Below are 13,896 nucleotides of genomic sequence, written 5' to 3' on the forward strand. Positions count from 1 at the left end.
TCTGCAGATAACTTAAGTTTCATTTATTTTGAAGTCAGATGAGATAAATATTTATGCTTGTGCAAAATTGGTTGTTTCAGGACGGCCTTTTGAAAAAGGTGATTTCAATGTACGGAACTTATAGATTCAGATTTATACGAGGTTGCAGGGTAGGATAAGAAGACTACTGTATAACTGTATATAATAACCAGGTTCCAATGAGCCAGTCATAGATCATGCAAAAGGGAGGATACCATCTTTTTATCTTTGTCATTACCATTCTGTGATCATGGATATAATCCCATATACCATGTGCTATATATCCAATGACCAGAAACCAGGTAGAGTACCAAAGTCCTAAAACACTTAAAACAACAAACCCGGTGCATAAGACAATTTCAATCAGCTTTTGCTTCATTCTTCCGTCCATGATTCCGAAACCAATATAGTCGGAGGCAATAACAACAAGCAGAATAGCCCACAGATCATTTTGTTTTTCTTTGGGGAACAAGCAGACAAAAGGAATAGATATGGCAGCCAGGAAAACGCCAAGCAATGCTTCCCTTTGGTATTTCATTATATTGTTCATAAGTTGTTCTGCATTAGTTTGTTATAAGTAATTGCAATAATATTGTTTTATTCATTAGGAAAAAATTATATTTTTGATCATTGTACCTGCAATCCAGGAGATTTACTTTTTTACAAGCTGAAAAGATGGATTTAAATTTTTATTTGGAGATAGATAAAAGGTGCGGCTTATACAATTTACTAAAGATTCCCTCCTGTGAAGGTAGAATAATCTTCAACTTAAGAGTTATGCTGGATTTTTGAAGAATCTAAGTCTTGTCAGGGTTCAGAATGAGAAAATAGAGGATGCAGGTAATTTTCATTGTATATACATTCAATAAGGCAAGGTTCAAGAACAACAAAATGACAACGATAACTACAATGACAAATAAAAAGCTCATCAAAGTTTCAGGGACAATATTGATTAACAGAAATGTAGAAAGAGTATTTGACTTCTTTGCTAATCCTGGCAACGATAACTTATGGCGAACAGAAATAAACAAATCAATACTCAATGGTGCTTTGCAAATAGGGGTAATTGTTTCTGAATATTCTTACTTGTCAAAAAAAGCACCTGACAATTTGATAGAAATGCAGTGTGTCCAGTACGAGAAAAACAAACTTGTGGTATTTGAAACATCAGAAAATACCGGATTTTATTTAAGAAGTAAACGACAAGTAAAAGTAATATCCGACACCACAACTGAAATCATTTACCTACTTGAGTTTGACATGAGCATAGTAAAATTTGCTTTAGGTTTTGCTTTACCAAAATTTATCGTATCATATAAAGCAAACAGCGATATGAAAAAATATTTACTAAAATTAAAGTCAATACTTGAAAACGAATAAATAACTTCTATCCTTACTAACCTACTTAAAATTATTCTGGTGGTTTGAATCATGACACAGGGCAAGTGTCTCCTTCATAATTTCCGATATCCTTCTCGGATGAACTCCTATAATTTCCAGTATCTTTTCATCATTACATAAATCTTTAGAAAGAACTATTTTATTTTCAAGTAATTTTTCTTTTTCAATATTGGTAAGAGTGGTAAGGCAAGTCAATGGGTACAAGTTAGATGCATCTATCAAATCATTGAGGCTTCCCTGGTCTGGGTAATCCCAGCCAATCAGATTCAGCCCTATACATTTCCCGTATTGAATTGCATCTCCAGTAAACCTGGTATTGGTCACTACCCATCCCTGATGAAACATTTCAGAATGACCGGGAAGAGTTTTCATTTGCTTTATTACATCTTCAAAACGTGCCTGTATGTAAAGCGGAATTTTAACATCGCACTGGAACCCCGGACGGTTATGGAATTTACATTCTACCATAAAGTGTTTATCTCCTTTTATGGCAATGATATCAATCTCGTGATTCACGCAATGTCCCTGTACAATCTGACCGATTTGCACTTCAAATCCCTGGTGCTTCAGTATTTCCCCAAAATATCTTTCAAAAGGATAGCCGGAAGGACCTAATTCCATGATTGCTGCTTTCAATTTATATTTCCCTGCAGAAGGCTTGGATATGCTTGCTAATAAGTCAAAAGCCTTAGTATAAATTTGCTGTGTGGTCATGCCAGGAACAAGACCATTAACAATTGATTTAATGATTTCATCAACTGTCTTCCTGTCCCTGCACGCCTTGGATAAAGATCTTCTAAGTTTTTCTTCTGAAAAGATTACCTTATCACCTGAAGCCTTTTCTATATAAATCTTCTTATCTCTCATAGATACCTACTCTTGCTTGTGATAGTTTAAAAATTCAGCGATAGCAGACCCATGAATTACCCTTAAATATTGTGCATGAAGTCTGCCACCGATAAAATATACAAAAGCAGAATATAAAAATGCGTTTTTAAAAACTTGCATTAAAAGATATTCGGAAAATTATTGAGCTATCCATCCACCATCTACTGGTAACGAATGACCGGTCACAAATGAAGCAGCATCGGAACAAAGGTAAATAACCGCTTCTGCAACTTCTTCCGGATCTCCTAATCTTCCAATTGGTTCAGCATTTTCAAATTGTTTTTCGACTTCTTTACTTTTTCCTGTAAAGCGATCTATCATAGGTGTTCTGATAACCCCTGGACAAACTGCATTGACACGAATTCCAAGTTTTGCATTTTCCAAAGCCGTAGTTTTGGTCAATCCCACCACGCCATGTTTTGAAGCGGTATATCCGGGTGACCCTTGAAAACCCACCAATCCTGCTATAGAAGCACAATTTACGATAGCGCCTTTTCCTGCTTTACGCATTTCGGGAATCTGATATTTCATGCAAAGCCAAACTCCCTTTAAATTTACATTGATTATCCTGTCCCAGTTCTCTTCAGAACATTCCTCTGTAGTTGCAGAACCGCCTTCAATTCCGGCATTGTTAAAAGCATAATCAAGCCTTCCAAAAGTTGAAATCGTCTTTTCAACCATTGCTTTCACTTCATTTGCTTTAGATACATCACATTTAATAAACAGCGATTCACCTCCAAGATTCTTAATTGTATCGGTTGTCTCATTATCTTCTATACAATCAGCTACCACAACCTTAGCGCCACGTGTGGCAAATGCAATGGCAGTGGCTCTCCCGATACCGAAGCTTCCGCCGGTAACAATGGCTACTTTATTCTGAAAAATTTTCTCCATATAATTTATATTTAGCGATTCCAGTTTCAAATATAGGCAAGATAAGAAGATTATTTTATTGACTTATGCTTTAAGAAATAATGACATTTATCATTTATATTCATAAAAAGTAATTTATATGATGAAGGTCAGTCCTTTCTGGGGAAGATAGTGCAGCAAAAAAGATCCGAATCATGACTTTCAGGATTAAATGATAAAAAAGATTTTAAGTAACCTTGTCTATCCCTTAATTTGATAGATCCCACTTGAGTTGGATTAGGTATTATGAGGTATGAAATATATGTGTAAACTTAATGTGAAGATGCAGGTTGTTGTGGGGGAAAGAAGAGCAACTTCTTGTTATCCCTTTTTTTGTTTAATTTATTCTACTATTGTAGATAGTAATTGAGCTAACTCTTTCTGAATATCTTGACCTTTATTGGCATCATACCAGTTTAGAATGGAAGATTTTATTTTATCGAAGGAAGCTTTTTCATTTGCAAGATCTGAATAAATTTTCTGGCAATCAGCAGGTCTTGGGCCCCATTGAGCTAAATCAATTCCATTAGAATTTTTAATTATAAGTTTAGGAATTGATTTTCCACCATTGGTCAAATACTGATTAATTCTATATGGTTCAGTATCTCTAAGTTCATAAGAAAGGGAAATTAACGAATTTATTCGAGTTGCCATTTCTATGAAAGGCACGTTATGTGCCGCATCTCCACACCAGGGTTCCGTAATTAAAATCCATTGTTGTGGGCTTGTAATATTTTCCAATGCTTTTCTTAAAGGAGCGGACAACTCATTAGTTTCATTAAACCATCGATTCATCTGTTCCCAATTGTGCCGGGTATATTCAAGGTAGGCTTCCTTGGTGTAAGGAGGAAGTTGTTCATTTATAGATTTGCTGGTAATTTGTTGAAAGTAATCTGTGTATTCCTGAAAGGTCATATAAGTGGAGTATGTTATTATTAAATGTGGTAAATCTTTCTGTATAGGTTTGTGAATGAAAGATAATTTTTTTTCAATTGCAATAAAGATAGAGTTGCTAATTATTTTAACAAAATAAAATGTTATTGAAATTGTTTATTTATGCAAGTCACTTATCTAAGAAGTGGTGCATTTAAGTTTTAGAAATAATTAAACAGCTATATACTCTTGAGTTTATATTATGGGCATGGTTTTAAGCTTTTATCCAAGGCAATTTCCCATATGGATATAATACCTGGTTACCTATTGAAACTGCTCTTCGGCGTGTTTTTGACATAGTATTTGCACAAGTACTTTTAAAAAAAAACAGAATCAAAATTTACAGGATTAAAGGATAAATAAGATTTAGGTTAATCCTGTCTATCCTTAATCTCATAGACTCTTGTTCAAACAAATCAGGGCAATTGAGATGGGTATTAAGATTTAAGAAAGACGCTTGATACTTCAGGTTTCTTAACAAACGAAATCTGTTCACTGGACTTCTTCATTATCTTCATTTCTGTCCTGTTCCTGAAAGTCTATATAATTCGGAATATTGCTTTTGCAATAGATTCAGGAACTATAAAAGAGCTTGAATATCAGATTGTAATTTTTACTTAGGTTCTTCAATCTTTCTGTTTCATGGCTGTGTTCCTGGTCTTTCAAAAGGCAATGCCTGATAAGTAATATAAAAAGATATAGATAATAATGAGTTGAACAATAAATATTGTAAAATTGAGACATTGAATGTAAGAACCAATAAAACAATCTAAAGAAAATGGACATTAAAAGTGTAATATTAGGAATTTTAATAGGTGGTGGAATTGCCTACATTATCCTGAATTTGCTTAATAAGTCAAAAAATGTTTCAATAGAAGAGTTTGACGAATTAGCCGCACAACATAATGAGGCGATCACTAACCTTAAACTGTCTGAGAGTAAGGTAAAAATGCTACAAGAGACAAATGACAAACTTTCGAACAAACTAGCTTCAAAAGAAAATGATGTTACTCAACTTTTACCAGAAGTAACTTCACTGGAAGTAAAGCTTTCCAATAGCAAAGAGAAAATAAGTGAACTCTCGCATGAGTTAACTGCCGAGCGTGAAATGAATAAAAATCACCAAAACGATATAAACATTCACAAACAAACTATTTCTGAACTTTGCGCAAATAAGAGGTCATTAACTGAAAACCTGACAAAGCAGAATGAATTAAATGATAAGCAGGTCAGACAAATTGAAGAGCTTACAGCAAAGATAACTGACTTAACAGCACAAGTGAGTATATTAAGAGCGAATAATACAGCTCTTTCAGAAAAACTGTCTACTCAAAAAGAAGAAGTTGAAGGGCTTCAGAAAACGGCTCATTTACAATTCGAAAAAATTGCAAATAAATTGTTTGAAGAGAAATCAAAAAGCTTTACGGAGACCAACAAGACTAACATTGAAACACTCTTAAATCCCCTTAAGGAAGATATAAATAAATTCAAAGAGAAAGTTGAGTCAACTCATACTGAAGATACTAAACAACGAACGACATTAGAGGAAAGAATAAAAGGTTTAATTGAACAAACGAATAAAGTAAGCGAAGAAGCCAACAGCCTGGCCGCTGCTTTAAAAGGTAAAGCGCAGAAAAGAGGCAACTGGGGTGAAATGATTTTGGAAAAAATCCTCGAATCGTCAGGATTAACAAAAGACAGAGAATATTTTGTTCAGCAATCAATTAAAGATGAGGAGGGCAAAAACCAAAGGCTGGATGTCAGAGTAAACCTTCCAGATGAAAGAGTAATTATCATTGATTCAAAAGTTTCATTAATTGCTTATGATAGTTACTCAGCTTGCGAAGACATTGATGGACAAAGTAAATTCCTTACAGAGCATATCAATGCTACCAAGCTTCATATTGACCAACTCAGTTCAAAAAAATATGACAACATTGAAACTGCATTAGATTTTACAATGATGTTTATACCAATAGAACCTGCTTATTTATTAGCAATTCAAGGGGATTCTGATTTATGGTCATATGCTTATTCTAAAAGAATATTGTTGGTGAGCCCTACTACGTTAATTGCTTGTCTTAAGCTCTTTTCTGACTTGTGGAGACGTGAATGGCAAAATAAGAATGCTATGGATATTGTTAAACGTGGGGAATTGCTCTATGAAAAATTTGTAGGCTTTACAGAAAATTTTGAGGAAATAGGTAACAAGTTAAACTCTACTCAAAAAGCCTATGAGAACGCTTTAGGACAACTTAAAACAGGAAGAGGAAATGTAATAAGTCAAGCTATCCAGTTGAAAAATTTGGGTTTAAAATCTGATAAAAAGGTTTCGGACAAATTATCTCCATTAAGCATGGACGATACTGAAATTGAAGTCGAAAAGGACATTGAGCAATAATATAATGATTTTTGTGTTTTGAACCCCACCTAAAAGAGAGTCTTAACCTTTAACCGTAATTAAAAACAAATAAAGAAAAGGATGATTTCAAAGAGATGGACTTCAAATATAAAGAATGGAATTTTTGGAGGATTGTTTCCATTCGCTGACTCCTATGAAAAGTACTGGCTATATGTTGGAGATGGTTGGAGGGCAACACTCATTCACGGTTGACAATGGAGTAATTTACCTATGGAAACAGAATACTTTTGGAATATTTCCATCGATAGCAAAGGAATGATTTATTAACTGTCTGTCAGTGAGGATGAATGCATGATGCAGGTGTTTTGCGATCAGGGAAAGATATTAACAGAATCGAATACTGGTGATCAGGGTAGAACCTTTAATTGCTACGAATATAAAATCTAAAGAGCTGCCAACAATAAAATATTAATCAAGTTAAAATTATCAACGATACCCTAAAATTACTGGTTCTTTACAGGTAATAAATTTAACTACAGTACAACTGAAATGGCAGAAAATAACAAATGCGTTCAATGGGCAATTGAATTACAAGCAATTGCTCAAATTGGACTAACATATTCAAAAGATATATTTGATCATGAAAGGTATCAGAGAATAAGAGAAATTTCAGCGGAAATAATGAGTGAAAAGTCTTCACTAAATCTGGAAGTAGTTAAAGATTTATTTTGCAACGAAACAGGGTTTCAAACTCCCAAATTAGATACTCGGGCAGCTATAATTAAAGAAGACAAGATTTTATTGGTAAGAGAAAATAACGAAAAATGGTCTTTACCTGGTGGTTGGGTTAATGTTAATGAATCTATAAAAACCAATATTATAAAAGAAGTTAAAGAGGAGTCTGGGTACAATGCAAGTCCTTTAAAAATTATTGCAATACAAGATAGAAACAAGCATAATAAACCGATGTATGCTTATGGTGTTTGTAAAGTGTTTGTGTTATGTGATATTGATAACAGTCCTTTTAGAAACAATATTGAAACAAGTGAAAGGAAATTTTTCTCAATTAATGAAATCCCTGAACTTGCAGAAGAAAAAAATACGATTAAACAAATTGAGATTTGTTTTAGTGCTTACTACGACAAAACCTGGACTACATTATTCGATTAAATAAAACTATGTACAGCTCATCGTCCTGTGCAATTCTCGCTATGAAAAGTTTATTAGTCACGATATACAGGATTAAAGGATATCAACAGCAGTGATAATCTTGTCTATCCCTTTATTTAAAAAATACCAGTTGATATATATTTAAGTTTTATACCTATACTTCTCAGAATGCTGTCCCTTAAATAACAAACTATGAATATTCAGATAAAACTTGCAAACAGATTTCGTGAGGTAATTTTAAATGGAACTTGGATTGCTAATACGAATTTTAAAAATGAATTGGAAAATCTTAATTGGAAAATTGCGACGGCAAGATTTCAAAATCTTAACACTATTTCAATTCTTGCTCAGCATATCCATTATTACATTTACGGAATTAAAAATGTCTTTCTGGGTGGAAATTTAGAAATTAGAAACAAGTATAGTTTTGATTTTCAAGAAATCGAATCGCAGAAGGAATGGAAAAGTTTTCTCACTAAATTTTGGAATGATTCGGAAGAATTTGCTTCATTAATTGAAAAAATGGATGAAGCTAAACTTAGTGAAAATTTTGTCGATGAAAAGTATGGAACGTATTTAAGAAATATTGAAGGAATGATAGAACACAGCTATTATCATTTGGGACAAATTGTGTTGATTAAAAAAATATTAGCAAATATATCTTGATAAAAGAAACTGCTCATAATATCTGGAACATAGGATGCCTGTCATGATAATATTGATAAATTATCATCAAGTGATGATCGACATTTTATGTTTTCAGATATGCAAACGTTATTAATATCAGGGATTTGTAAAGTCAATTGGATTACCTGAATATTGGTTTGAGGTTAATAACTTGGTAATTATAATTATAAATTTACATAACAGGTCATTTAGACATTGAATGACACACAGGGAATGGCAAAAGATGATATAATATCTTTCGGTAACTATAGGTGGAGAATGCTTGATATTAAAGAAGGCAAGGCACTGGTCATTACTGAAGACATAATCGCGCTTCGATGGTATAACAATGCTTTTGTAGAGATAAGCTGGGCAGAATGTGAGTTAAGAAACTATCTTAATCATGAATTTTACAATTCATTCAATCAAGTTGAAAAAGCTAGAATAATTACTGTAATAAATAGCAATCCAGACAATCCGTGGTTTAAAACAAAAGGTGGAATCGATACCATGGACAGTATATTTTTACTCAGCATTGAGGAGGTGTGCCGATATTTTGGAGATAGTAAAGAGAATATGCTAACTAAAGGCAAGCAAAAATGGTTAATAGATGATGAAAATAATCGAGAACGACAAGCGAAATTTGGTAGCGAATACCATTGGTGGAGACTGCGTTCACCTGGTTATTATGGAAGGACTTCTGCGAGTGTTAATGCCAATGGAAATGTGTATGTTCGCGGAAATGGTGTATTTGGAAAACCTAAAGACAGTGGTGGGATTCGACCAGCTTTATGGTTGAAATTGGAAGATTAGGTCTTAATGGCAAAGAGTAATCAGCTTAGCAGGGCTACAACGCATATTCTTGATGGAACTTAAAAGAAATTATTTTCCTTTGAAGTCTTAGCAATGGGAGATTGTAATAATGGCTTATAAACTAAACCTGTTTTGAATTAATCGTTCTATATTCAGTAAGTGAAATTTCCTTTATTGGATTTCCTCCGTCAATATATAGTTTCCCTTTATCTGTCAATGCTTTTGCGATTTTAAGCAATGATTGTTTTTCTATTTTAGGATGCCTGCCGTCCAATGCTCCAACTCTCACTGCAATAGCAATGTCATAAGGCTTTTCGTTATGTTCAAGCTCAAAATGCTCTATGGCAATGTGTTTAAATGAAAGTCTACCTTTTTTTATTTCATTTTCTGAACCGGCAATAGCTTGTTGAATAGCTTTGGCAGAACGGTCAATACCTAGAATATGTCCATTCACAATTAATTCGGAAATCTCCCTTGCCATTGCTCCAGGTCCACACCCAATCTCCAATACTCTTATTCCCTCTTTTAAGGGAAGAGCATGTACAATATCAGAAAGTCGTTTTGATAATTTTCTTTGCATTTAGATTTATTTAGTCTTTAATTTTCTTTCCGTCTATAAAGATATAAACCAAGATGAGTAACATTATTTTAGCTCAGATTAATTTTTCCTCTGAACCTTGTTTCCCTTGATATACTTCTACTAAGTTAGGTATTTCTATCTTATGTACAAATTGCTATCTGACGGCTTCATTGTGGATATTGAGAGCTATGAAGGATGTGGTGTATACTTTATATTTACAGAAGGGGCAATGTGCAGTAGTACATAAACCTAAGTCACATTGTTAGAGGGTATATTTTATAAGTAGCAGAAGCATCCGTCAAAAAAGTGTCTATTGGATAGATGGAGTATCGGTTAGATTTAATACCTTGTTATATAAAATAAATTTTGAATTAGATATTTATAAAGCAAAAATGAAACATAAGAACGATCATACAGAAGCTTTAATCCTGACTGAAGGACAAGGACGAATTTATAACTGCGGAACAATGACTGCCATTTTTAAAGCTGACGAAAACGAAACTAATGAAAAATACAGTGTTTCTGAATGGTGGTTAGAAGAAAATTCAGACGGCCCGGGAGCGCATTCACATGAAGATAATGATGAAATTTTTTATATGTTGGAAGGAACAATTTCATTTCTTGTTGGAGAGAAATGGATTGATGCAAGCAAAGGAACTTTCTTGAGAATTCCTGCAAATACAACCCACGACTTCAAAAACAAAACCGACAAGAAAGCAGGGGTACTAAATTTCTTCATTCCTGGTGGTTTTGAAAGAAATATGCCTTCAATTGTGGAATGGTTTGAAGAAAATCAGTAGAAGTCAATGGAAAAATGTGAATCTTAACAAGGACCTTACAAGCACGTCATTGCAGGCATTGTGGTCTAATTGCATGATTTGACTATAGCTTCATTAAATAGAACACTTCTAATAAGACAATTAAGTTCAATAAAATATTAGGAGGAGATAAGCCTAGCTGATGGATTAGATATTTTGATTATTTGTAGGAATATCAAAACAGATCAATCTTTCTTTTCTGTTACCAAAGTCAAAATACCTGCCAAAATTAAAAGTCCAATCGATAATTAAATATAGGATAGAAATGGATATATTGTATAAATATTACAAACTAGTATATGACAACAGAACAATATCCAAAAGTTTATTTATACAGACGAATTGTTCAGGCAAAACTTTATATTGATAGATACTATTCAGAGAAAATTGACCTCGATAATATTTCAGACGAAGCCCATTTTTCCAAATTTCATTTTATAAGACTTTTTAAATCCATTTACGGAAAAACGCCTAACCAATATCTGACAGAGGTTAGAATAGAAAGAGCAAAGCATCTTCTGGAGCAAGGTGATCTAGTAAGTGAGGCTTGTAATTTAGTTGGATATGAAAGTCTGAGTACATTCAGTGGTTTGTTTTCAAAAATAGTTGGGAAATCACCCAATCAGTATGCAAGTGACTTCAACCAGCGAAAAAAGAATATACAAGAAAAGCCTCTGGCATTTGTGCCTAAGTGTTATGCTTTTATGCACGGCTGGACTGAGAATAGCAATTTTGAAGAAGTAAAAAAGTAAATCATTGCGGAAATTTGGATTGAGTATAACAAATAAACAAAAACGATAATGATTTCAAAGATGACAATTACAAACATACATGTTATAGACCAGGATAGCGCCTATGACTTCTATGTTAATAAATTAGGATTCAAGCTTGTAGATGATATCCCAATGGGGCCTGGAACACGCTGGCTCACAGTTTCTCCACCTGACCAACCGGATTTGCAATTAGTTTTGTTTCCTGTTACTGTTAGCAAAATGTTTCCAAAAGAAGTTGCTGAGAGTTTAATCGACCTTATCAAAAAAGGAATTTTCGGCTGTGGTGTGCTAACCTGTAATGACATTTATGCTACCTATGAGGAACTTAAAGCAAAGGGAGTAGAATTTATAAAAGCTCCTACAAAAGAGTTCTATGGGACAGAGGCACTATTCAAAGATGATTCAGGAAATTACTTTTCATTGCAACCCATAAATAATTTTGACAATGAAAACAATATTTGATCCTGCAACAAGAGGTGAATTGATTCAAAGAATTAATTTGCTAAAGGATAGTAAGACTCCAATGTGGGGTAAAATGAATGTGTATCAAATGACCAGACATTGCAATCTCTGGAATGAATGGGTTCTTGGGAAAAAGGATTTTGTATACAAACAAGAATTTCTTGGGAAGCTTTTTGGTAAAATGGCATTAAAGAGTAATACCAAAGACGACAAGCCACTTAGCAGGAATATGCCCGCAGGTAAAAGTTTTACTGTCAAAGAAAAGGATGGTGATTTTGAAGCTCAGATTGCAACCTGGATACAACAAATCAAATCTTACGAAAACTTTTCAAATAATGACTTTGTTCACGATTTTTTTGGCAATATGACCAGGGAACAAATTGGAATATTTGCTTATAAGCATAACGATCATCATTTAAGACAATTTGTGGTGTAATAAAATAAAACTAGCTCTCGCTTTTATAATTTTGAAAGATTCAGCTAAGCTAAAGCATAAGAGGAGAGTAAAAGATATAATCACATTGCCGACTTATGTTTCACAAGGCTGAATCTTAACCTATCAATTTTTAAGCTCCAAAATATGATGTTAAAGCTGCTAAGGAGTTAATCATATGTAACTTTATAGCAATTAATTCTACTATTTTGCTTTTCAAATTGAATGATATAATCAAAGTGTCCTCTATTTAGGATATGAAATAAATTTTCTTCTGGGATGTCACTTTTCAAAAAGGTTAATATAAAATCCCATTTGTTGGGTTTGTACGTCTTGCTTACAAATAAAACCTCGTTCTTTTTTGGTAATAGATTGAAATCTCGATGTCTGGTGTTATTAAAATTGTAATGTGATTTATCTACCCTTAATATCTTTCCGGTGTTATCAATAGCAATCTGGAATCCATCTCCTAAAGTATGTAAATTCAATAGTAAGCCATTTCTTAAGGGATAAAATTCTCTGTCATATTTATCTACTTTCAATCGGGATGAAAATTTTTCTATTTCCTTTAACTTACGGTTAACTTTCTTATTCTGGTCATCTGATACAGAGAAGAAGTTAGTGTATGATTTCTTTTCTTTGTAATTAATGGCAGTAGTAAAAATGGCTTGATCCAAACGTAGATTATAAACAAAATATATAATCTGATTAATTTTATCGTGATAAACAGTTTTTTCCTCATCTAAAAGCGGATATTCAGACTTGGATCCTTTGTATGAATATTGAACAACTGTAGAACCTGTTTTTGAAATTAATAATTTAGAACAATCAACAGAGCCCTTATATACGTCAACCATAGAGCCATCCTTGTTCCTTGTTCCAACCCAAAACAATTTTGTAAAATTTTTATCAGGCTTATCCAAAACAAAATAAGTTGAATCATTGATCGCTAAATAATCTTCTGCGTTTTTTCCAAAAGATTCATTTTTTATATTAAATCCACTTAACTCTGGAACTGGTTTCATGCCAGGAACTGAATAAAAGACATGTTTGAATCTTTCTTTTTCTTTATTTTCAGGATAATAAAGCGCCATGTAAAGTGTGTTATACTCCTCGTAATTTGTTGTTGATGATATTTTAACTTTTGAATCGAAGTATAAGTCTTTTACCGTAAATCCGTTTTTGTAATCGTAATTGCCAAATTTTTTGTTGGTACTTGCTTCAGAATATTCATCCTGCCAAATCATGACACCTGTTGGATAAACAAAATATTTAAAGATTCCATTCTTCTTACTATAAAGGTCAGATAAATCAAATTCCCCAACTTTCTTTAGATCATTCGAATAATGAATCATTAAAAGTTTATTCCTAATTAAAAATCCATTTTTACCTAAATCTATCACCTCATTAAGTATTGGGCCATCATTTCTCTGAATGTTTCCCATAACGATATGTAAATTAATTACACCATAAGCATTGATTAACTTTGTATCTTCTCCTGGGCTTTCGTATAGGATAACTTGTTTTTCAATTTTTTGAGAGAATACTGTGAGAGCTGAGACACTGAGTAAAAAAAGAATAAGGTATTTTTGAAAGATCTGCATTTGATTGAAAAATATATTGTACACTTTTGTCAAAAGTACGAAAAAATGGACTTCCAGTAAATT

General features: G+C 33.1%; 16 protein-coding genes. 10 read left to right on the plus strand and 6 right to left on the minus strand.

Translation table 11 applies throughout. The features are described from left to right. Positions 1 to 163 precede the first annotated feature (163 nt). Positions 164 to 556 (minus strand): DUF6010 family protein, encoded by a 393-nt coding sequence (locus MYP_RS04090; RefSeq protein ID WP_156140299.1) that lies wholly within the window; start codon positions 554 to 556, stop codon positions 164 to 166. 353 nt (positions 557 to 909) lie between these two features. Here MYP_RS04090 and MYP_RS04095 point away from each other — a divergent pair, with 353 nt between their 5' ends. Continuing rightward, complete coding sequence (locus tag MYP_RS04095) at positions 910 to 1,398, plus strand: hypothetical protein (RefSeq protein ID WP_156140301.1); 489 nt, start codon at positions 910 to 912, stop codon at positions 1,396 to 1,398. A 21-nt stretch (positions 1,399 to 1,419) separates the two neighbouring features. Here MYP_RS04095 and MYP_RS04100 read toward each other — a convergent pair whose 3' ends face one another. The 3 genes from MYP_RS04100 to MYP_RS04110 form a co-directional block, all read right to left on the minus strand. Continuing rightward, on the minus strand, positions 1,420 to 2,286 hold the full coding sequence (locus tag MYP_RS04100) for a restriction endonuclease (protein ID WP_045458779.1): 867 nt from the start codon (positions 2,284 to 2,286) through the stop codon (positions 1,420 to 1,422). Between the two features lie 159 nt (positions 2,287 to 2,445). Beyond that, on the minus strand, positions 2,446 to 3,201 hold the full coding sequence (locus tag MYP_RS04105; protein ID WP_045458782.1) for an SDR family oxidoreductase: 756 nt from the start codon (positions 3,199 to 3,201) through the stop codon (positions 2,446 to 2,448). A gap of 360 nt (positions 3,202 to 3,561) precedes the next feature. After that, complete coding sequence (locus MYP_RS04110; RefSeq protein ID WP_052429929.1) at positions 3,562 to 4,134, minus strand: thioredoxin family protein; 573 nt, start codon at positions 4,132 to 4,134, stop codon at positions 3,562 to 3,564. 796 nt (positions 4,135 to 4,930) lie between these two features. On the opposite strand from MYP_RS04110, the gene rmuC reads away from it, so the two are divergent. The 5 genes from rmuC to MYP_RS04130 all read left to right on the plus strand — a co-directional run bounded on the left by rmuC (position 4,931) and on the right by MYP_RS04130 (position 9,163). Beyond that, complete coding sequence (gene rmuC, locus MYP_RS04115; RefSeq protein WP_052429930.1) at positions 4,931 to 6,553, plus strand: DNA recombination protein RmuC; 1,623 nt, start codon at positions 4,931 to 4,933, stop codon at positions 6,551 to 6,553. Between the two features lie 115 nt (positions 6,554 to 6,668). Further along, positions 6,669 to 6,833 (plus strand): hypothetical protein, encoded by a 165-nt coding sequence (locus MYP_RS25995; RefSeq protein ID WP_156140302.1) that lies wholly within the window; start codon positions 6,669 to 6,671, stop codon positions 6,831 to 6,833. A 230-nt stretch (positions 6,834 to 7,063) separates the two neighbouring features. Then, the gene (locus MYP_RS04120; RefSeq protein WP_045458785.1) at positions 7,064 to 7,684 is read left to right on the plus strand and encodes an NUDIX hydrolase N-terminal domain-containing protein; all 621 of its coding nucleotides are present in this window, start codon (positions 7,064 to 7,066) and stop codon (positions 7,682 to 7,684) included. 192 nt (positions 7,685 to 7,876) lie between these two features. Then, positions 7,877 to 8,350 (plus strand): DUF1572 family protein, encoded by a 474-nt coding sequence (locus MYP_RS04125; protein WP_045458788.1) that lies wholly within the window; start codon positions 7,877 to 7,879, stop codon positions 8,348 to 8,350. A 216-nt stretch (positions 8,351 to 8,566) separates the two neighbouring features. Next, positions 8,567 to 9,163 carry a DUF6273 domain-containing protein gene (locus MYP_RS04130; RefSeq protein ID WP_197060003.1) on the plus strand — a complete coding sequence of 199 codons (597 nt, stop codon included), beginning with the start codon at positions 8,567 to 8,569 and terminating at the stop codon, positions 9,161 to 9,163. 121 nt (positions 9,164 to 9,284) lie between these two features. Here MYP_RS04130 and MYP_RS04135 read toward each other — a convergent pair whose 3' ends face one another. Then, positions 9,285 to 9,743 (minus strand): class I SAM-dependent methyltransferase, encoded by a 459-nt coding sequence (locus MYP_RS04135; RefSeq protein ID WP_045458794.1) that lies wholly within the window; start codon positions 9,741 to 9,743, stop codon positions 9,285 to 9,287. A 392-nt stretch (positions 9,744 to 10,135) separates the two neighbouring features. Here MYP_RS04135 and MYP_RS04140 point away from each other — a divergent pair, with 392 nt between their 5' ends. The 4 genes from MYP_RS04140 to MYP_RS04155 all read left to right on the plus strand — a co-directional run bounded on the left by MYP_RS04140 (position 10,136) and on the right by MYP_RS04155 (position 12,232). Further along, positions 10,136 to 10,543: a cupin domain-containing protein gene (locus tag MYP_RS04140; protein ID WP_045459219.1), complete on the plus strand. Its 408-nt coding sequence runs from the start codon at positions 10,136 to 10,138 to the stop codon at positions 10,541 to 10,543. 317 nt (positions 10,544 to 10,860) lie between these two features. Further along, positions 10,861 to 11,313 carry a helix-turn-helix domain-containing protein gene (locus MYP_RS04145; protein WP_045458797.1) on the plus strand — a complete coding sequence of 151 codons (453 nt, stop codon included), beginning with the start codon at positions 10,861 to 10,863 and terminating at the stop codon, positions 11,311 to 11,313. A gap of 60 nt (positions 11,314 to 11,373) precedes the next feature. Then, entirely contained in the window at positions 11,374 to 11,796 is a 423-nt protein-coding gene (locus tag MYP_RS04150) for a VOC family protein (RefSeq protein WP_231569997.1), read from the plus strand. Further along, positions 11,780 to 12,232, plus strand: coding sequence for a DUF1569 domain-containing protein (locus MYP_RS04155; protein WP_045458802.1), 453 nt, complete (start codon positions 11,780 to 11,782; stop codon positions 12,230 to 12,232). Before MYP_RS04150 ends, MYP_RS04155 begins: the two co-directional genes overlap by 17 nt. Before the next feature lie 167 nt (positions 12,233 to 12,399). On the opposite strand, the gene MYP_RS04160 is transcribed toward MYP_RS04155, so the two are convergent. After that, a complete protein-coding gene (locus MYP_RS04160) occupies positions 12,400 to 13,833 on the minus strand; it encodes a hypothetical protein (RefSeq protein WP_045458805.1) in 1,434 nt (477 codons plus the stop codon). Between the last annotated feature and the right edge of the window lie 63 nt (positions 13,834 to 13,896).

It is taken from the genome of Sporocytophaga myxococcoides, from assembly GCF_000775915.1.
In the GTDB taxonomy this organism is placed as follows: domain Bacteria; phylum Bacteroidota; class Bacteroidia; order Cytophagales; family Cytophagaceae; genus Sporocytophaga; species Sporocytophaga myxococcoides_A.